Genomic DNA, 20080 nt, shown 5'->3' on the forward strand with positions numbered 1-20080 from the left:
GGGTGCAATGATGCGGGCTATTCGTGGCATGCGATAAAATTATCCTCCTGCCTTTACAGCGTCAACCATTAATGGGTATGGTGTCCCTGTATTTTCCATATTTTCCAGGGTATTGGAAAACTATCAGGTCTCCTCGATTGGGGGCTCGTGAAGCCTTGCTACGGTCAACCAGAATATGGTCTCCAATAAGCAGGGTAGGCTCCATGCTTCCCGCTGGAATCTTGTACGCCTTGATAACATTTTCTCTGACGTAAAATGTCCCCGCTACAGATACGATGCCTAAAAGCAGAATTGCGCTAATCAAAAGAAACTTGTTGATCATCTGTTTGACTCCCTATGGTTTAACGGGCATGAAGCTGACCGGCCCTGTTTTCAAGGGCCGGTCGTGCCGATGGTTGGTGCGGTTTCAGGATTGTTGGGTCTTTCGCTGCTCCCTTCTGCCGCATCATTCGTATTCTTTTCTGATTTCGACTGCATCTGTTTAAGAATACTGAAAGCTCCATCTAACACTTTTGAATCTTCAATATTTTTTCTAGTTCTATATTTCAGTAACACCCTGAACCAGGTTACAAGGTCGTACTTAACTGCCAGCCAGTAAATTTCATTTAGCAATTTTTTTTCTAGCAGCTCATTTACAGCTTCTTGGGCTGAAAGCAGTTGAATGTAAATTTCTGTGGATTTAGACGATTGACTCAGTTTGCTGGATCTGTATTTCTCCAAAACGTTTTTCATGCCTATTAGTTTGTCAGCTAAAATTGGATTTACACCGCTGAGCTCCACAAACGCAACTTCGACATTTTTAAGCAGATCTTCGGATGCGAGGAAATGTTTTTGTACTTGGTGTGCACGAAGGGGTTCATATTCTTCCCAAGAATCAACTAAATCTTTCAATCGCTCAAGGTGCTTGTTTAAGATGCTAAGTTGGCTATGAATAATCATTAAATAGGTCAATGCCTTTCCCGAATGCATCTTTTGTTCAACGCGAAACTTTGAGTGATTTGTAATTGTATTCAATAACCATCCAACCAATACACCGACAATGGGCCAGTAATATCTTTCATCCATTCCAAAACTCCTCAGCCATTAATCTATCACCGACTAGTTAATCTGCGGTTTCCCTGTGCAAAACCATCTGCGCTGCGCCTTGCGGACACCCCCGCAGCCTCATTTGCCAGAGTATAGCGCAGCATCTGTATTTATCAATCAGTGCAATCGTTTTTAAGCATTTATACCGCTGCGTTCCCGTCCCTGTTGCCGTATACCTCCAGACATTACTGGGCCATACCAATCTTCACTAAATTATGCTATAGATATCGATCCGAAAAACCGGCCATGTCTGTTTGGCCGGATATGCTGAAGCAGTACCTTCTTCTACCTGAAAGGAATACGTTTACTACCATGGGAGTCTATTCAAATACCGTCAGTTTTGCCCAGTATCGCGTTGATGGAGAACTACCCCAGCAGCAGGAGCGGTTTGAATGGCTGTCCGCTGCGCTGCAGGGACGGATCTTTAAATCCATTGAGCAGTCTGCTGAAGAGCAGACCGAAGGTTGGACCTGTACCGATGCCACTGATGACCCTGCCTTTGTGGCACCGGGTGAGTTCTGGCGCGACCGTTACCTGTTCTTCAGCTACCGCCGTGATCAACGCCGGATTCCCGCTGCCTTGTTGAAGTCCCACATTGGTCGCGCTGAGGCAGATTACCTGACCAAGCGCCCGGAGTTGAAGCGTCCCCCCAAGCGTGAGCGGGAGGAGATTGCTGATCGGACCAAGCTGGCGCTACTGAGCAGGGCATTACCCGCCCCTTCAACGGTGGATCTTTCCTGGCATCAGGATAACGGTCTGCTGACCCTGTTTTCATCATCAAGCAAGGTGATGGAGCGTTTTGAGGAGCTGTTTGGCAAGAGCTTTGAGAACCTGCGGGTGCAGATGATCTATCCCTATAGCCGTGCCAAGGCGTTGCTTGATGAGGCAGATCAGGAGCGGCTGGCAGCCCTGAATCAGGCAGGTTCCGATGCGGCCCTAGATGAAATTCAGAGTAACTGCTGGCTGGGGGAGGAGTTTCTGCTCTGGCTGCTGCATGGCGGTCTGGAAGGGGAAGGGTTTAAGGTCTGCACCAAAGGGCAGTTTGATATCAATACCCCGTTCTCGGCCTGGATTGATGACAAGATCCAGTTGCAGGGGGGCGGTGAAGGTGGCCCGCAGAAGGTGGCGGTGTCCGGTTCGCAGGACAAGTATCTTGAGGCCCGTTCCGCGCTTACCACCGGCAAGGCGATCAGCAGTGCGGTAATCCATCTGGAAAAAGATGAGCTGGAGTGGCGTTTTGCGTTGAATGCCGAGCTGTTTACCTTTAGCTCCTTCAAGTGTCCGCCGGTGAAGGTGGAGCGGGAAGGGGTGGAGGATCTTTCTGAGCGGGAATCGGCCTTTTATGAGCGGATGTATCTGCTTGAGGCGGGGTTGCAGATGTTTGACAGCCTGCTGCTGCAGTTTCTGCAGCAACGTCTGGGAGATGGCTGGCAGACCAGATTGCAGGAGATTGCAACCTGGCTGGAAGGGGAGCAGGCATGAAGTTTATTGATGAGGTAACCCTGTTGTGTTCCTCGGGCCATGGCGGGGCAGGCTGTGTTGCGTTCCGGCGGGAGAAGTTTATCCCCTTTGGCGGTCCTAACGGTGGTGACGGCGGCCGTGGTGGCGATCTGATTTTTGAGGCTACCAAGGCGCTTTCAACCCTGCTTGAGCTGAGGCACAAGCAACATCAGAAGGCTGATCGTGGTAGACACGGCATGGGTAAGAACCGCCACGGCGCGGCTGGTGAGGATCTGGTCGTCAAGGTTCCGGTGGGTACCCTGATCAAGGATTTTGAGACCGGTGAGGTGCTGGCTGACCTGACTGATGATGGCCAGCGGATTATTCTGCTGAAAGGCGGACGGGGCGGTCAGGGTAATGCCCGATTTGCCACTGCCACCAACAAGGCCCCCAAGTTTGCCCAGCCGGGTGAAGAGGGGGAAGAGCGCAAGCTGCGGCTGGAACTGAAGCTGATGGCTGATGTGGGGCTGTTGGGGCTGCCCAATGCCGGCAAGTCATCACTGATCACCAAGGTGTCGGCTGCCCGTCCCAAGATTGCCGATTATCCCTTTACCACCCTGGCACCTTCGCTGGGTGTGGTGGGCTACAAGAATTTCCGTTCCTTTGTGATGGCTGATATCCCCGGTATTATTGAGGGGGCCCATGAAGGGGCCGGTCTGGGGCATCGCTTTCTGAAACACCTGGAGCGTTCCGGTATTCTGGTGCATCTGGTGGATATCTCCGGCCTGCCGGACAGCGATCCCTATGCCGCCTTTGAAGCCATCAACCGAGAACTGGCCATGTTCAGCGAAGAGCTGGGAGAAAAGGGGCAGATTGTGGCCTTGACCAAGATGGACCTGCCAACGGCCCAGGAACATCTGGCCGAGGCCCAGGTCTGGTTTCAGGAGCGCAAGATCCCGGTCTATCCGATATCATCCATTACCGGTGAAGGGGTTGAGGCGCTGTTGGATGCCATTGCCGAACGGCTCTGGTCTGCTCCCAAGGAGGAGTGGTGATGCGTAGGGATCTGTTGCGGCAGGTACGCAGAGTAGTGATCAAGGTGGGCAGCCGTGTCTTGACTGTTGACAGCGGCGGGCTTGACCATGGTGCCATTACCCGCCTGTGCGACGAGATGGCTGAACTGCGCGGGCAGGGGATAGAGGTAATTCTGGTCTCATCCGGTGCTGTGGCTGCCGGACGGGATGCCCTGCGTTCTGTTGATGCTACCCTGACCATACCGCAAAAACAGGCTGCAGCAGCAGTGGGGCAACCGCTTCTGATGCAGGCCTACCAGCAGGCCTGTACCCGTCATGGACTGGTTACTGCCCAGATTCTGCTGACTGCCGAAGACCTGGCTAACCGTAACCGCTTCCTGAATGCCCGTACTACCCTTGAGGCGTTGCTCTCTGCCGGTGCCCTGCCGGTGATCAATGAGAACGATTCCGTTGCGGTGGCTGAGATCAAGTTTGGTGATAATGATAACCTGTCTGCCCTGGTAACCAGTCTGGCCGAGGCAGATCTTCTGCTGATCCTGACCGATATTGACGGGCTTTACAGCGCCAATCCGGGCAGTGATCCCGATGCCAGGTTGATTCCGCTGGTACGCAGCATTACCCGCGAGATTGAGCGGATGGCCGGGGGCAGCGGATCAAACGTTGGCACCGGCGGTATGGCCACCAAGGTGACGGCAGCCAAAAAAGCGGCCCGGTTCGGGGTGCCCACCATCCTTGCGCCGGGTAAGCAGCCGGGGGTGATCAGTGCGGCGGTCAGCGGCCAGGAGATCGGCACCCTGTTTCTGCCTGCCACGGATGGTCTGAACCGACGCAAACACTGGATCGCCTATACCCTGCGTCCGGCAGGCAAGGTGCTGGTGGATGCCGGGGCACAGAGGGCGTTGGTTGACAAGGGGACCAGTCTGCTGCCATCCGGTATTACCGGTGTGGAAGGCCGTTTTGAGCGGGGCAGGTGTGTGCGGATCTGCGGCCCGGACGGAACCGAAATTGCCAGAGGATTGTCGGATTATTCAAACAGCGAGATTCAACTGATTGCAGGCCATAAATCGGCTGAGATTGAGCAGTTGCTGGGGTATCGTTACGGTGATGATGTGGTACACCGGGATAATCTGGTGCTGGCTACTCATAGTTGAGCAAACTATAGGCAAAGCCACAGAAAAAGGCCCCTGACCATACCTGGTCAGGGGCCTTTTGTTTGCGTAAAGTAGTTTGATGAAGAGGCGTAAAAACTTAACCCCCCTCAGTCCCCCCTTGTCAGGGGGGAAGTGTTTCGGTTTGCCCCTCCCCTGACAAGGGGAGGCCGGGAGGGGTTCGGTACATTTAGCTGCTACGGTTGTTTTGCCTTCACCGTAAAGGCAGCACCGCTGAAGCTTTCCTTCACCTGCAGGGCGGTCTGCAACACCTCTACAGAGCCTTTGGCGGTCTTTCCTGCTGCATCACCCCTGACCATAACCTTCAGACTACGCTCAACCAGATTGCCTGACGCTACGGCATCAATGCGGCAGGCAGCCAGTTGCTCATTTTCAATCCAGCAGCCATTGCCACCGGCATCAGTCAGTTTTAACTGCTGCGGCAGGGTAATCCGTAGATCAATCTCTTTGGCTGCCTTTGATCCCACGTTCAGCAGGGTCACCTTGTAGCTGGCAGCCTCGCCTGTTACAGCGGCCTGCTGAAGACGGGATACCGCACGTAACAATGGAGCAGCAGCAGTTATGGTCAGCTCTTTTGATTTACTGATATCATTAAATTTGGTTGAGGTGGCTTTGGCCGTAGCAGTAATCCGTGACCCATCAACACGGTCGCTGGGCATCTTGAAAGCGATCATCAGCTCTGCATGTTGACGGGGCTGCAGGGTGATCTTCTGCACCGGCTGGCTGCGATCAGCCGCCTGGGTAATCATCCCTTCCACGCCCAATGGTAATGTGGCCTCAAGGGCAAATTCTTCAGTATCCTTGCCATGGTTAACCAGCTGGAACAACACGCTGGCAGCAGAGCCAACTTCCTGGGCTGCTGCAGTCGGTGTCTCAATCTCAAATTTGACCGCATCCTTGGCAGCCTTGAGAGCCGCTAGCCGTTCACGTTCTTTTCGATCCGCTTCGGCCCGCTCCCGCGCAACCCGCTCCCGATCAGCCCGCTCCCGGGCCAGACGTTCCTGTTCAGCCTTCAGCGCTGCAGCTCGTTCCATGGCCAGCTGTTCGTTACGAACCTTTTGGGCTGCGGCCCGTAGATGTTTATTGGGTGTCAGTTTTTCTCCGGCCTGGCGGCGCTTGGCCAGTGCTGCAAGGTCTGCCTCGATGGAATCGGCAAGGGGACCATTACCAAATTCTTTACTGAACTGGTTGATGGTTTGTGCAGCGGTGTCGTTATCGCCGGAGCGGTGCTGCGCCCGGGCCAGCATCAGCAGCGAGACGTCCCGCAGGGGAGAGTCCGGGAAAAGCTGTTCCATATGGTTGAGCTTTTCAATGCTGTGCAGATAGTCCTTGCCCTGAAAGGAGGTAAAAGCCTCCATAAAGAGCGATGAATCGTCCGTTTCTGCACTGGCAGGTGTAAGCTGCAGCAGGCAGATCAGGAGACACAGAGATACGATGAAGCGCATTGGCTGACGGTGGCTGAGAAGTATGTGCATGTGATTACTCTACAAAGCTCTTTAGTTTTTTGCTGCGGCTGGGATGACGCAGTTTGCGCAGTGCCTTGGCTTCGATCTGACGAATCCGCTCGCGGGTAACCTCAAAGTCCTGGCCTACTTCTTCCAGGGTGTGGTCACTCTTCTCGCCAATACCAAAACGCATCCGCAGGACTTTTTCTTCCCGGGGGGTCAGGGTGGAAAGCACGCGGGAGGTCTGTTCGGACAGGTTGGCCTTGATTACCGCTTCAAGGGGGTTGACCACGCCTTTGTCCTCAATGAAATCGCCCAGGTGGGAATCTTCTTCTTCACCGATCGGTGTTTCCAGTGAAATCGGTTCTTTTGCTATCTTCAGTACCTTGCGCACCTTGTCCAGCGGCAGTTGCATCCGCTCGGCAATCTCTTCAGGTGCAGGTTCGCGCCCATTTTCCTGTACCAGCTGACGGCTGGTACGGATCAGCTTATTAATAGTCTCGATCATGTGGACCGGAATCCGGATGGTACGGGCCTGGTCAGCAATGGCACGGGTGATGGCCTGACGGATCCACCAGGTGGCGTAGGTGGAGAACTTGTAGCCACGCTGGTATTCAAACTTGTCCACCGCCTTCATCAGGCCGATGTTGCCTTCCTGGATCAGGTCAAGGAACTGCAGACCACGGTTGGTGTATTTCTTGGCAATTGAAACTACCAGACGCAGGTTGGCTTCGATCAGTTCTGACTTGGCGATGCGAGCCTTGTGCTCACCTTCGCGGATCGCCCGGATCGCCTTGGAAAGTTCGGTTGCCTTAAAGCCTGATTCCTGCTCAACCTTGATCAGTTTGCGGGCTGCATTCTTGAGGCGCTTTTCAACCTTCTGAAAGTCATCTTCATTCAGTTTCAGCGGCTTAAGGGCGGCCATGCCCTTGGTTTCGTCAAGCCGGAACTTTTCAAGCAGTTCAGCCATTTTGTCAGCCGGTATGATGTTATGGACTTCTGCCAGTTCATTTTTAACCCGATTGACCTTGGAGGAAAGCTCCTTCAGGCGGTCGGCAACCCTGGTGATATGGCGATCTTTCATCCGTAGGGAGCGCAACAGTTCTGCCAGGTGCTCCTTGGCCTCTTTCAGGCTTTTTTCCAGTTCTTTTTTCTTGCCGGCAGCCTTGGCTGCTTCAAGGGCTGTTACCAGTTCAGTGACTTGCTGATCACAGGCCGCAATGGCATCAATCGCTTCAAGCAGGCGGATCTGCTGGACATCCTCTTCACCTTCTTCTGCATCAACATCAGGATCTTCTTCGATATCTTTGCTGATTTCAGAAGCGGTGATCTGGAACTTGCGTAGCTTGTCGCCCAGCACAAGCACTTCTTTGACCGTAATCGGGGTGTTGAGGATGATGCCAGCTACTTCGCGGTCGCCGTCCTCAATCCGTTTGGCAATCTCCACCTCACCCTCACGGGTTAGCAGGGAAACGGAACCCATTTCCCGCAGGTACATCCGGACCGGGTCACTGGTACGTCCAATGGCACCCGGCTCAAATTCAACCTCTTCTGCTTCGCCTTCGGCCTCTTCTTCGCCTTCTTCCAGATCGATCTTGATCTTGGGAATCTTGACCTTTTGGGAGGAATCAACGATCTCAATATCCATATCACCAAACATGCCCATCACATCTTCAATCTGTTCAGTGGCAATATCAGGAGGGAGGATGTCGTTTACTTCATCAAAGGTCAGAAAACCCTTTTCTTTGCCTATATCAATCAACTGCTTAACATCATCAATGTTTTTCTTAGCCATGGGAATGGGTACCTTTGTAGAATACTGAGTATGATTACTTATAGCGCCGATTTTTTATTACGCAACTGATCGGCCAATTTTAACAATTCTTGATATTCTTCACTGTCTTCAGGCAGGGTGGCCAGCCGCAGGGCGATCTGCTTTAACCCACCGGTCTCTTTTTCTTTTTGCCGCTTCAGGCATTGCCGCAGAGCTGCCCGCCAGTCAATGTTTGCTAAATGCTGGTCCTGAACCAGCAGCCGCGCCACCAGTTCTTTCTGCTCTTCATGCTCAAGCTGTGCCAGCAGGTTGTGCCAGATCGGTCCTTCCTGATCACTGCTGGCAGTGGCAAGTATCGCCTGTGCCAGGGGCAGGTGCTGCTGGTCAAACAGCTGCTTAAGGTCAAGCCCCTGCAGCTCTTGCCGGACCTCAGGATAGGTTGCCAGCAGGCTGAGCAGGGTTTCCTGGGTCTGTATGCCGATGTCCCGTTGGGCAGGCCGTTGCGCTGGCTTTGTTGCTGTCTGGGGCTGCTCCTGTTTTTGTTCGCTGCGTTGTCCAGCCAGCCGTCGGCGGAATGATGGAGGATCAATACCCAACAGCCGACAGATCTCTTTCAGGTAGAGGTCCCGCTCTACCGGATCTTTGATCCGCTGAAAGCGGGGGATGATTTCATCCATCAACCGCACCCGCTGATCAACGCTGTCGGCAGGTGTCTTGGCCAGTAGCCAGTGTAAAAACTGTTCAAAGGCAGGTTTTGCCGCTGCAACCCGCTGGTTAAATGCCTCAACGCCATGTTTCTGCAGCAGGCTGTCAGGATCTTCTCCCTGGGGCAGGTTGATGACATAGACCGGCAGTGCCTGTTCAAGGCAGAGTTCCATGGCCCGTACCGTGGCCTTGCGTCCGGCATTGTCGCCGTCAAACAGCAGGCAGACCCGCTGGGCATGTTTCTTCAGCAGGTTGATATGACCGTCGGTCAATGCCGTACCACAGGTGGCAAGGGCGTTGCGTATCCCTGCCCGGTGGAGGGCCAGGTGGTCAAAGTAACCTTCCACGATAATCGCGGTGCCGCTCTGTCTGATATCCCGTAATGCCAGATCAACCCCGAACAGTACGCTGCTCTTGTGATAGAGCGGCGATTCCGGTGAGTTGATATATTTGGGCAGACTGTTGTCCAGCACCCGTCCTGCAAAACCGATCGGTTGGCCCTGCTTGTCGCGAATCGGAAAGATCAACCGGTTGTGCAGCAGGTCGTACCAGCCACGATCTCCCTTGCGTATGATCCCCAGCTGTTCAGCCAGCTCAAGCGGCAATTCCTTGGCCTTCAGAAGCTGGATCAGGGTGTCGCGCCTCTCAGAGGCAAAGCCAAGCCCATAGGCGGCTGATGTCTCCAGGTCTACTTCCCGTTCCTGCAGATAGCTGCGCGCTGAGGCTCCTTCCGGCTTTCGGGTAAGGGTATCGCGATAGTGATCTGCCGTTACCAGCATGATCGTGCGCTGCTGGTCGCGCTCTAGTTTGAGCTGCTTTTCAGCATCAGTCAAAGGGCGCTCTTCAATAGCCACACCGGCACGTGCAGCCAGTTTGCGTAACGCCTCAGGAAAACTGATCCCTTCAATCTTCATCACAAAGGAGAAGATATCCCCCCCGGCGCCGCACCCAAAACAGTGAAAAATTTCTCTGGCTGGATTGACGTTAAAAGAGGGAGTTTTTTCTCCATGAAACGGGCAGAGCCCCAGGAAGTTGGAACCACTCCGTTTCAGGGAAACGTATTCACCAATGACCTCAGCAATGGAGAGTCGTTCAGCAACCTCTCTGACCGTGTCATTACGGTTCATGGTGTCTGTTGCCGAAAAGTCTTGGCCCGGTCAATTGTTGTGCCGCCAAACTGTGCCAATGGCAGGGCAAACGAATGTTTTTGAACCGTATCCTTGAACTGAAAGGCAAACGGTATCGAAATAACGGCGTAAAAGAACATTCCCAGTATAAGCGCAGCTTCAAGACAACCGATCAGCATACCGCCCAGGCGATTAACCCACCCCAGCAGGGCAAGTTTAATCAGATTGGTCAGCAGATTGCCCAACAGGTGGGCCGCCAGTCCAACCAGAATCAACAGGGTTACAAAGGCGATCATCCGTGCAGCTACCGGCGGAACCATCCCTTGTAGCAGTACGGCTGCCTGTTCATGGAACCGGAAGGCCATCCAGCCCCCCAGCAGTAACGCTGACAAGGCTGCAACCTCTTTCATAAGGCCTCGCAGCAGGCCTCTCAATGCCCCAAGGGCCAGCACGGTCAGGATAGTGATGTCGAGCAGGCTCATAGCGTGGTGTCCATGGAGAATAATTCCAGTTCCAACTCACGGCGATATCTTCGTTGGCTCGTCTTCGGCTCCTCATACGTACTGTGTGTACGCCTGCGTCGCCGATAACCGTGCCGCCTTGATCTCATCCTTGATTTGAAGCTGGAATAAGACGGAAACGGGGCTTTCTTGCGAAAGCCCCGTTCGTTACTGCATACCGGATCGTAAGTGGAGGAGAGGAAGGGAGATCCGGCTTCGATGGGCGTTAGTCCATCATCTTACGCTGCTTCTTCAGGGCGCGCTTGCGTGCTGCAATCGCCTTCTTCTTGCGCTTGATGCTGGGCTTCTCGTAGTGCTCACGCTTGCGGACCTCAGAGAGGATCCCCGCCTTTTCGCACTGCTTCTTGAACTTCTTCAGAGCGAGATCAAATGGTTCGTTTTCCCGAATTCGTACTCCTGGCATCCATAATCCCTCCCTCCGTCGTAAGATACGTTGTATGGAAACAGCAGGTGCTGTTAACAATGCCTAGGTGTATTTTTTTGTGAGTTTTGTATATTAGCAGTAAATTTCCTGATGTCAACTGAATAAGTATTCAGGTTTTGCTATTCCTTGCGGGCCGCCTTTTCAGCTATTCCCGAGGTGCCAAAGCGGCGTTGCAGTTCTGTCCAGACAGTGTCTGCCGGAATATCACGTGCTGCCAGTAGTACCAGGCTGTGATAGAGCAGGTCAGCAGTTTCGTAGACCAGCTCGCTGTCGGTACCACCTTTGCCCGCAATAACCACTTCGGTAGCTTCTTCCCCGACCTTCTTGAGAATCTTGTCCAGACCTTTGTGTAGCAGGGAGGCGGTATAGGAGCTGTCCGGTGAAGCACCCTTACGGGATTGGATGACCTGATACAGTTCATCCAGAATGTGTTGTTCTGTGGGCATTGTCAGACCATCCTGACCGGGACGCCGCGTCCCTGTAGGTACTGTTTGGCTTCTTGAACGGTGTGCTGTCGGAAGTGAAAAATGGATGCCGCCAGACAGGCAGAGGCCCCGGCAATGCTGAAACCATCATAGAGATGTTCAAGGTTGCCGACGCCACCAGAGGCGATCACCGGTATTGAAACGGCATCAACCACGGCACGGGTCAGGGCAAGGTCATAGCCATCCTTGGTACCGTCGCGGTCCATACTGGTTAGCAGGATTTCACCGGCGCCAAAGGACTCCATCCGGGTTGCCCATTCGACAACATCAATGCCGGTCGGTTTGCGGCCACCGTGGGTGTAGACCTCCCAACGCTGTTCACCCGGTACCTGACGGGCGTCAATGGCAACCACCGTACACTGTGAGCCGAACCGTTCCGCAGCCTCATTGACAAATTCAGGACGATCAACGGCTGCGGTGTTGATTGAAACCTTGTCAGCCCCGGCATTCAGCATGCGGCGGATATCCTCTACCACCCGGATACCGCCACCAACGGTCAGCGGCATAAAGACCCGCTCGGCAGTACGGCGTACCACATCCACCATGGTGTCGCGACCATCGGATGAGGCGGTGATATCCAGAAAGGTCAGCTCATCGGCCCCTTGCTGATCATAGGCTTCAGCGATCTCCACCGGGTCACCGGCATCGCGCAGTTCAAGAAACTGAACCCCCTTGACCACCCGGCCACCGGTTACGTCAAGACAGGGAATGATACGTCGTGTCAGCATTGGCAACCCCGTTTGGTCAGCTGAATCGCCTCACGCAGGTTAATGGCGCCGGTGTAGATCGCCTTGCCGGTAATGGCGCCGGTCACACCGCTGGCCTCAACGGCCATCAGGTTTTCGATATCCTTCAGTGAAGAAACACCGCCGGAAGCGATCACCGGGATTGAGATCGCCTCTGCCAGCGCCTTGGTGGCTTCAAGGTTGGGGCCGCCCATCATGCCGTCCCGGCTGATGTCAGTGTAGATGATGGCGGAAACACCGCAGTCCTCAAACTTTTTTGCCAGATCAACGGCGCTGATGTCGGTCAGCTCTGCCCAGCCCTGTACCGCTACCATGCCGTTTTTGGCATCAATACCAACCACAATCTGGCCAGGAAACTTTTTACAGGCTTCAATTACCAGTTCCGGGTTGCGCTGGGCAGCGGTGCCGATAATCACACGGGAAAGCCCCAGTGCCAGATAGGCCTCAATGGTGGCGATATCGCGGATGCCGCCACCCAGTTGGGCAGGGATGCTGATCGCCTTGATAATCGCCTCAATGGCAGCTTTGTTTTTTGGGATACCAGCAAAGGCTCCATCAAGGTCCACCAGATGGAGCAGTTCTGCGCCAGCCTCCTGCCACTTCAGGGCCTGCTCGGCAGGATTGTCGGAAAATATGGTGTCGCGGTTCATCTCGCCCTGTTCCAGGCGGACGCAGTTACCTTCTTTCAGGTCTATGGCAGGTATGACGATCATGCTAACCTTTCATCTCGGCAAAGTTTTTCAGCATCTGCAGGCCGATTCCTTGCGATTTTTCCGGGTGAAACTGGGTGGCCATGAGATTGTCCTTGCGGATGGCAGCACAGAACTCCAGGCCGTAGTTGCAGGTGGCAGCAATAGCTGTCGGGTCATCCGGTTTCACATAGTAGGAGTGTACAAAGTAGACGTTGCTGTTGTCCTGAATACCTTTAAACAAAGGTGTTTCGGCCTTGAGGGAAATCTGGTTCCAGCCCATGTGGGGTACCGGCAGCTTTTCTCCCTGTTCCTGCATCCCCTCTGGAAAACGGACCACCCGACCGGGAATTACCCCCAGACCTTTGTGTCGACCAAACTCTTCGCTTTCGCTAAAGAGTAACTGCAGCCCCAGGCAGATGCCAAGAAACGGTCGTCCTTCAGCAATCACCTGCAGGATAGGCTCAACAAAACCACCCTGCTCCAGGTTATGGATACAGTCACGGAAGGCTCCCACACCGGGTAGTACGATCTTTTCTGCCGCAAGCAGCCGTGCCGGGTCAGCGGTTACCTCTGCAGCAAAACCTATCCGCTCAAATCCTTTCTGAACCGAGCGCAGGTTGCCCATACCATAGTCAATAATTGCAATCATTTGATACCGTTCTTGATCAGGTGAGGACCGTAGTTTTTGTCCTGGCCTTTGATATGGTCAATCAGCCATTTCTGCAGGAAGGAGATGACATCCTGAGTCAGCAGGGTCTCGCCGCTCTGGAATTTTCCGATTAGTGCAACCACCTGATCCACCAGATTTTTGTGTAGTTGCTTGTGGTTGGTTACATCAGGATAACGGGTCTGATCAAAGGCCTTTTCCTCTTCAGCAAAGTGGTTGACCGTATAGTCGGCCAGCCCGTGCAGGATCTTGCCAATCGCCTCTCTGGTCCGCTTTTGCTGCATGGCATCGTGCAGCTCGTTAACCATGTTGAATAGTACCTTGTGCTGTTCGTCAAACCGATGGATACCGGTGGCAAAGCTGGCATCCCAGACCAGGGCACTGGCCAGCTTGAAGTGACCTACCAACTGGTGCAGTTCTTCTACCTGTTGGGCCAGCTTGACGGTTGCCTCAGTGGTGCCGCGGGCATTGTCCACGTTGCGGTTGACTACTTCAGTGATCATCTGGATGTTGCTGGTAATCTCGCAGGTGGTGGCGGTCTGTTCTTCAGCTGCGGTTGCCACCTGGTTGATCTGCAGGGCAAGTTCGTTAATCATGCTCAGGATATCTTCCAGCGCCTCACCGGAGCGGGTGGTGCCTTCGGTACCCCGTTTAACTTCTTCAACCCCTTCGTACATGGATTTAACAGCTGATTGGGTCTCTGTCTGGATGGTCTTGATCATCCCGGCGATCTCTTTGGTGGCCCGGGTGGTACGTTCTGCCAGGGCACGCACTTCATCGGCAACCACGGCAAAGCCCCGGCCCATCTCACCAGCCCGGGCAGCCTCAATGGCAGCATTCAGTGCCAGCAGGTTGGTCTGGTCAGCAATATCCTCAATGGTGCCCACAATGGCGCCGATCTGGTCAGAGCGTTGCCCCAGCCCTTCAACCGTGGTTGACGACTGCATGACCCGCTTGGCAATATTTTCCATCACATCGGCGCTGCTACGGACAATCTGGGCGCCGGTGGTGGTCTGCTCAGTTGCCTTTTGTGAATTTTCAGCTGCATAGAGGCAGTTGCGGGCAATGTCCGATGAGGTGGCTGACATCTCTTCGCTGGCAGTGGCAATAGTGCCGGCCTGCATGGCAACCTCTTCTGCCGCATCAGCCATGGCATTGGTGGTGTTTTGAACCATGGAGACCGAATCACGCACCAGATCTGCCACGCTGAAAAATTTGCGCATGGCCTGATTCATGTCGTTCATCATGGCATTAAAGGCGATGCCCAGACGGCCGATTTCGCCAGCGGCATTGGTTTCTGCACGTACGGACAAGTCACCGGCAGCTGCCTTTTCCATGGCGGCTACAATTCCCCTCAGTGGTTTAAATGCTTGATTACAGAGCCACCACAGCACAGTGGAGGAGCCCGCAAGTAGAAACAATCCCAGCAGAAGTCCGTTCAGCATGCTGCCGGTTTTGTTTAGTAGCGTCAGGAGCAGTACGGCGGAAAACACAACAATGGCATTGCCAAAGATGATACGACCGGTGAATGACATGGCGAACCTCCTGGTTCAATAAAATTACAATGAAATGTCTAACCTGTCAGTCTGCTGAACTCTGCTATTCTACTGAAAAGCCGGTTGATGGCGGTTAAGAGCGCCAAGCGGTTGTTACGAACAGCTGCATCCTCTGCCATGACCATAACCGCATCAAAAAAGGCATCAACGGCCCACTTCAGGCCGGCTATGTCAGAGAGCGCCTCTAAATACTGGTGTTGGTCAATTTTTGTCTGGGCTGCTGTCTTGGTCTCCTGCAGTACCCGGTAGAGAGTGTGCTCCGCCTCATCCTGGAACAGGGCCGGATCAACCGGCGCATCAACCCCTTCTTTAACGATATTGCAGACCCTTTTGAAGGCCACGGTCAGTGGTTGGAAGTCATCCCGCTGGCGGAAGGTGTCCAGGGCCCGAATCCGTTGGGCGCAGTCTGCCAGATCATCAAATCCGGCTGCTACAGCAGCCTCAACTACGTCGGATGGGTGACCATTACCCAGCAGGTTGACAAAGCGGCCCCGGAAAAACTCCAGCAGATCGCGCTGTACCTCGTCACGTGGGCGGGTCAGCTTGGCAGCCAACAGATCAAGTGAAGAGCTGATCAATCCTGACAACGACAGGCGATAGCCCTTGTCCAGAATAATGCTGATCATGCCGATGGTGGCACGGCGCAGGGCATAGGGGTCGGCAGCGCCGGTGGGGATCAGTCCGACACTAAAGCAGCCGCAGAGAGTGTCCAGTTTGTCAGCCAAAGAAACAAAGGCGCCGATATCCGAGGCAGGCAGGTCGCCGCCAGCCTGGGTTGGCAGGTAATGCTCGGCAATGGCGTTGGCTACGGTAGCATCTTCGCCATCATGCAGGGCGTACTCACGTCCCATGATCCCCTGTACTTCCGGGAACTCGCAGACCATACCGGAAACCAGGTCAGCCTTGCAGAGGAAGGCGGCCCGTGCCGCCTGCTGCTTGACAGCCGGGTTGAGCTGCTCAGCCAGCTGCTCAGCCAGTGCCCGGAATCGCTCCATTTTTTCATAGGAGGTGCCCAGCTTCTGTTGGTAAACCACGCTTTTAAGCGATTCTACCCGGCTTTCAAGCCGCACCTTGTGGTCTTCATCGAAGAAGAAACGGGCATCGGAGAGCCGGGCCCGCAGCACCCGTTCATTGCCCTTGACCACGACAGACGGGTCTTCTGCAAGGGTGTTGGGAATGGTGATGAAGTAGGGCAGCAGTTTGCCTGCTTCATCCACCACTGAGAAGTAACGCTGGTGGGAACGCATGGAGGTGATCAATACCTCTTTGGGCACCACCAGGAACTCGGCCGGGATGCTGCCGATAATAGCGCTGGGGTACTCTACCAGGTAGGTAACCTCTTCCAGTAAAGACTCATCCGGCAGCAGCTGACCGCCGGTGGTCTTGGCAATCCGGTGGGTCTCCTTGCGGATGATCTCTTTGCGGCGTTCCTGATCAGCAATGACAAAATGACGTTCACACTCTTCCAGATAATGGGAAAAGTCACGCACCGGAAAGGTTGTGTTGGCCATGAAACGGTGGCCGCGGGAGATGTTGCCGCTCTGGATCGGGCCGAAGGAGAACGGCACCACCACACCGTCAAACAGGGCCACAATCCAGTGTATCGGGCGGGCAAAACGGACATCAAGATCAGCCCAGCGCATTGATTTTTTAAACGGAATGCCAGACACCAGTCTGGGCAGGATTTCTGCCAGCAGTTCATGGGTCGGGCGGCCGGTTTCCTGTTTGGTCACCGCCAGATATTCACCTTTGTCAGTGCTGATGACCTGCAGGGCAGAGACATCCACCCCCTGGCCACGGGCAAATCCTTCAGCAGCTTTGGTCGGTTTGCCGTCAGCATCAAAGGCCGCCTTCTTTGACGGTCCCATGGCGGTCAACTCGGCATCGGGCTGGATGGTTGGCAGCCCCTTGATATGCAGTGCCAGACGGCGCGGGGTTCCCATGGTGACGATTGCATCAAAACAGAGCCGGGCAGCCTCAAGCTCTTTGCGGATCATTTCCTCAATCGATGCCAGTGCCTTGGGGACAAATCCGGCCGGGATCTCCTCGGCACCAATTTCAAGTAACAGTTCCCTGGTCATGGTCTAGTTCCCCCCCTTCAGCATTGGAAAGCCCAGGCGTTCACGCTGGCGGACATAGCCTTCAGCGCAGAGACGGGCCACATTGCGTACCCTGCCGATGTAGGAGGCTCGTTCGGTGACGGAGATGGCACCACGGGCATCCAGCAGGTTAAAGGTGTGGGAACATTTCATGACAAAGTCATAGGCCGGGAAGACAAGGTTCTTTTCAGCCAGTCTGATACACTCTTTTTCATATTTGCCAAACAGCTCCAGCAGCAGGGCCACATCAGCCTCTTCAAAGTTGTAGGTGGAGAACTCAACCTCGGTCTGGTGGTGAATATCCCCGTACTTGACCCCTTTAACCCACTCCAGATCGTAGACGTTGTCTACGCCCTGCAGATACATGGCGATCCGCTCACAGCCGTAGGTGATCTCCGATGAGACCGGCTTCAGGTCGATTCCGCCAGCCTGCTGGAAGTAGGTAAACTGGGTGATCTCCATCCCGTCCAGCCAGACCTCCCAGCCCAGCCCCCAGGCTCCAAGGGTGGGGGACTCCCAGTCATCTTCCACAAAGCGGATATCATGTTGACTGGGATTGATGCCAAAGGCCCGCAGGGAATCCAGATACAGGTCCAGAATATTAGCCGGAGACGGCTTCATGATGACCTGAAACTGGTAGTAGTGCTGCAACCGGTTGGGGTTCTGGCCGTAACGGCCGTCAGTTGGACGGCGTGAAGGCTCCACGTAGGCCACATTCCAGGGCTCCGGCCCAAGCACCCGCAGGAAGGTGGCCGGGTTGAAGGTGCCGGCCCCTTTTTCAGTATCATAGGGCTGTTGAATCACGCAGCCCTGGTTTGCCCAGTAATTTTGGAGCGACAGGATCAGGTTCTGAAACGTCACGGTCTACCTCCGTGAGGATGAATTGAAATAAGTTGCATAAAATACCAGTGCCATGGGGCGCCGGTCAAGAAACTAAGACTGGCAGGGCCTTGAAAAACTATTCCGGAGGCCGTCTACTGCGTTGCGCGGTGCTCGCTTCCTCGCCTAACTGTTTGTTATGTCTCGGTCGCTGCGCTCCGGCGCCTTGTATCCGACCTTCCTCATAACGTTTTGCAAAGCCCTGTTAGGGCGGGCAGTTGGCGCACATTGATTTAAACAGATTGGTGCTCAGGTAACGATCCCCCCGGTCAGGGATGATCACCACAATGGTTCCGTTTTCAAGTTCCTGCGCCAGCTTGAAGGCACCGGCCATGGCTGCTCCGCCTGACATGCCGCAGAATATCCCCTCATGGGAGGCCAGTTGCCGTGAGGTCTCAAAGGCGGTTTCATCGTCAATAACGATCTTTTGGTGCAGTTGCTCTTCGTGATAAATGGCCGGGACAATCGCCTCTTTCATGTTCTTCAGGCCCTGGATGGCATGCCCAAGGTTAGGCTCAACCCCGATGATCTGTACTGTTGGGGCGTGCTTGCGAAGACAGGCAGCGGTTCCCATCAGGGTACCACCGGTGCCCATGCCGGCTACGAAATGGGTCAGATCGCCACTGGTCTGGGCAAGAATTTCAGGCCCGGTGGTCAGCTCATGGGCTAAAGGGTTGTTGGGGTTGTCGTACTGGTTGGGCATGTAGTAGCGCCCCGGCTCTTCCCCGTAAATCTTGTGGGCCAGGCGGATGGCGCCGTCAGTCTTCTCACAGCCGGGAGAAAGTACGATCTCGGCCCCATAGGCCTCAAGGATGCTGCGGCGTTCCATGCTGACACAGGCGGGCATGGCCAGCTTGATCCGGTAGCCACGGGCTGCGGCAATCATGGCCAGGGCGATGCCGGTGTTGCCGGAGGTTGGTTCAAGGATAATCTTATCTGCAGTCAGCTCACCGGAGGCCTCCGCTGCCAGGATCATCTGGCGGGCTGGCCGGTCCTTGATGGAGCCACCGGGGTTGTTTCCTTCAAGTTTTGCAAGAATACGAACATGGGGGTTGGGATTGATTGCGGTGATCTGAATCAGGGGGGTGTTGCCGATAGCATCAAGAAGCGGTTGTCCGAGCATCAAAGGTACCTGCCTGAAATAAGTAGTGAATTTTAATGGTATGGTTTGTTGATTGAAATTATTTTTATAGCCTTTCGCCAACAGGGGGTCAAGCAGATATCTGTGCAAGTGCTTGTTCATCGGTCACTTTTTATTGTTACTTTCCTGTTGACATCCTCTGGTTGTTGTGGCTATCGTGATTAAACTTCAGTTGCAACCACCCTGCTACGCTCATTTCCAAACTAAAGAGAGTTTCCCGACAGCCGTTAAACCCGGGCTTTGCATCTGGCAAAAGCCTCCACGTGAATACAACATTATCCCTGTTTTTTGTGAGTTTAACCTTTGCCATTGTTTGAATATCCCAGCAATCCTATGCCAACATCACCGTCCTCTCATTTCTTGATGACGTCGTATCCCACCAGCAGGAGATCCTTGTCGTGAACCTCCAGGACTTGAAGAACAGAAAAATCAGCGAATTAAACGGTATTGCCCGTGATCTGAGTATTGAAGGGGCCTCAGGCCTGCGTAAACAGGATCTGATCTTTGCCATCCTGAATGCCCAGACCGAACAAAACGGCTCGATTTATGGAGAAGGAGTTCTGGAAATTCTCCAGGATGGTTTTGGTTTCCTGCGGGCGCCAGACTATAACTACCTGCCGGGTCCTGATGATATCTACGTCTCTCCCAGCCAGATCCGGCGCTTTAACCTGCGTACCGGTGATACGGTCTCCGGTCAGATTCGTCCACCCAAGGAAGGTGAGCGTTACTTTGCCTTGTTGAAGGTGGAGCTGATCAACTTTGAGACACCAGAGGCCGGCCGTGACAAGACCCTCTTTGATAACCTGACTCCGCTCTATCCTGAGGAAAAACTAAAGCTGGAGACAGCCCCGGACAACTACGGCATGCGGGTGATGGAGCTGGTCTCGCCGATCGGCAAGGGGCAGCGTGGCCTGATCGTGGCACCACCAAGGACCGGCAAGACCATGCTGATCCAGAATATTGCCAACTCGATTGCAGCCAATCACCCTGAGGTGTACCTGATTGTTCTGTTGATTGATGAACGACCTGAAGAAGTGACTGACATGCAGCGTTCCGTTAATGGCTGTCACTTATACACATCTGACGCTGC

19 protein-coding genes are annotated in these 20080 nt (G+C 54.2%); 4 read left to right on the plus strand and 15 right to left on the minus strand.

Features of this window, described 5'->3' with window-relative positions; translation table 11 throughout:
- Positions 1 to 61: 61 nt before the first annotated feature.
- Together lepB and OEL57_RS05710 are read right to left on the minus strand one after the other, a co-directional pair.
- Positions 62 to 322: a signal peptidase I gene (lepB, locus tag OEL57_RS05705; protein WP_300738375.1), complete on the minus strand. Its 261-nt coding sequence runs from the start codon at positions 320 to 322 to the stop codon at positions 62 to 64.
- Positions 323 to 372: 50 nt separating this feature from the next.
- Positions 373 to 1065, minus strand: coding sequence for a hypothetical protein (locus OEL57_RS05710; RefSeq protein WP_300738377.1), 693 nt, complete (start codon positions 1063 to 1065; stop codon positions 373 to 375).
- A gap of 333 nt (positions 1066 to 1398) precedes the next feature.
- On the opposite strand from OEL57_RS05710, the gene rdgC reads away from it, so the two are divergent.
- Genes rdgC through proB form a run of 3 tightly spaced genes read left to right on the plus strand, consistent with a single transcriptional unit; the run spans position 1399 to position 4711 of the window.
- Positions 1399 to 2568: a recombination-associated protein RdgC gene (gene rdgC, locus OEL57_RS05715; protein WP_300738379.1), complete on the plus strand. Its 1170-nt coding sequence runs from the start codon at positions 1399 to 1401 to the stop codon at positions 2566 to 2568.
- Positions 2565 to 3581, plus strand: coding sequence for a GTPase ObgE (gene obgE / locus OEL57_RS05720; protein WP_300738381.1), 1017 nt, complete (start codon positions 2565 to 2567; stop codon positions 3579 to 3581). Before rdgC ends, obgE begins: the two co-directional genes overlap by 4 nt.
- A complete protein-coding gene (gene proB, locus OEL57_RS05725; RefSeq protein ID WP_300738383.1) occupies positions 3581 to 4711 on the plus strand; it encodes a glutamate 5-kinase in 1131 nt (376 codons plus the stop codon). Before obgE ends, proB begins: the two co-directional genes overlap by 1 nt.
- 194 nt (positions 4712 to 4905) lie before the next feature.
- Here proB and bamD read toward each other — a convergent pair whose 3' ends face one another.
- The 13 genes from bamD to OEL57_RS05790 all read right to left on the minus strand — a co-directional run bounded on the left by bamD (position 4906) and on the right by OEL57_RS05790 (position 18972).
- The gene (gene bamD, locus OEL57_RS05730; RefSeq protein ID WP_300738385.1) at positions 4906 to 6204 is read right to left on the minus strand and encodes an outer membrane protein assembly factor BamD; all 1299 of its coding nucleotides are present in this window, start codon (positions 6202 to 6204) and stop codon (positions 4906 to 4908) included.
- Between the two features lie 4 nt (positions 6205 to 6208).
- A complete protein-coding gene (gene rpoD / locus OEL57_RS05735; RefSeq protein ID WP_414718503.1) occupies positions 6209 to 7969 on the minus strand; it encodes an RNA polymerase sigma factor RpoD in 1761 nt (586 codons plus the stop codon).
- 38 nt (positions 7970 to 8007) lie between these two features.
- Complete coding sequence (dnaG, locus tag OEL57_RS05740) at positions 8008 to 9780, minus strand: DNA primase (RefSeq protein WP_300738387.1); 1773 nt, start codon at positions 9778 to 9780, stop codon at positions 8008 to 8010.
- Positions 9777 to 10262, minus strand: coding sequence for a CvpA family protein (locus OEL57_RS05745; RefSeq protein WP_300738390.1), 486 nt, complete (start codon positions 10260 to 10262; stop codon positions 9777 to 9779). The genes dnaG and OEL57_RS05745 overlap by 4 nt, the downstream gene beginning before the upstream one ends.
- Before the next feature lie 244 nt (positions 10263 to 10506).
- On the minus strand, positions 10507 to 10704 hold the full coding sequence (gene rpsU, locus OEL57_RS05750; RefSeq protein WP_012469089.1) for a 30S ribosomal protein S21: 198 nt from the start codon (positions 10702 to 10704) through the stop codon (positions 10507 to 10509).
- Positions 10705 to 10844: 140 nt separating this feature from the next.
- Positions 10845 to 11171: a phosphoribosyl-ATP diphosphatase gene (locus OEL57_RS05755; protein WP_300738403.1), complete on the minus strand. Its 327-nt coding sequence runs from the start codon at positions 11169 to 11171 to the stop codon at positions 10845 to 10847.
- 2 nt (positions 11172 to 11173) lie between these two features.
- A complete protein-coding gene (gene hisF, locus OEL57_RS05760) occupies positions 11174 to 11938 on the minus strand; it encodes an imidazole glycerol phosphate synthase subunit HisF (protein WP_300738406.1) in 765 nt (254 codons plus the stop codon).
- Positions 11932 to 12669, minus strand: a complete 738-nt coding sequence (hisA, locus tag OEL57_RS05765) for a 1-(5-phosphoribosyl)-5-[(5-phosphoribosylamino)methylideneamino]imidazole-4-carboxamide isomerase (protein WP_300738409.1) — start codon at positions 12667 to 12669, stop codon at positions 11932 to 11934. The genes hisF and hisA overlap by 7 nt, the downstream gene beginning before the upstream one ends.
- A 1-nt stretch (position 12670) precedes the next feature.
- A complete protein-coding gene (gene hisH / locus OEL57_RS05770) occupies positions 12671 to 13297 on the minus strand; it encodes an imidazole glycerol phosphate synthase subunit HisH (RefSeq protein WP_300738411.1) in 627 nt (208 codons plus the stop codon).
- Positions 13294 to 14850 carry a bacteriohemerythrin gene (locus OEL57_RS05775; protein ID WP_300738413.1) on the minus strand — a complete coding sequence of 519 codons (1557 nt, stop codon included), beginning with the start codon at positions 14848 to 14850 and terminating at the stop codon, positions 13294 to 13296. The genes hisH and OEL57_RS05775 overlap by 4 nt, the downstream gene beginning before the upstream one ends.
- Before the next feature lie 38 nt (positions 14851 to 14888).
- Positions 14889 to 16952 (minus strand): glycine--tRNA ligase subunit beta, encoded by a 2064-nt coding sequence (gene glyS, locus OEL57_RS05780; protein ID WP_300738415.1) that lies wholly within the window; start codon positions 16950 to 16952, stop codon positions 14889 to 14891.
- Positions 16953 to 16955: 3 nt separating this feature from the next.
- Positions 16956 to 17831 carry a glycine--tRNA ligase subunit alpha gene (gene glyQ / locus OEL57_RS05785; protein WP_300738417.1) on the minus strand — a complete coding sequence of 292 codons (876 nt, stop codon included), beginning with the start codon at positions 17829 to 17831 and terminating at the stop codon, positions 16956 to 16958.
- A gap of 223 nt (positions 17832 to 18054) precedes the next feature.
- The gene (locus tag OEL57_RS05790) at positions 18055 to 18972 is read right to left on the minus strand and encodes a PLP-dependent cysteine synthase family protein (protein ID WP_300738419.1); all 918 of its coding nucleotides are present in this window, start codon (positions 18970 to 18972) and stop codon (positions 18055 to 18057) included.
- Between the two features lie 416 nt (positions 18973 to 19388).
- Here OEL57_RS05790 and rho point away from each other — a divergent pair.
- A partial coding sequence (gene rho, locus OEL57_RS05795) for a transcription termination factor Rho (RefSeq protein WP_300738421.1) occupies positions 19389 to 20080 on the plus strand: 692 nt, incomplete at its 3' end.

The organism is Trichlorobacter sp. (genome assembly GCF_030247655.1).
In the GTDB taxonomy this organism is placed as follows: domain Bacteria; phylum Desulfobacterota; class Desulfuromonadia; order Geobacterales; family Pseudopelobacteraceae; genus Trichlorobacter.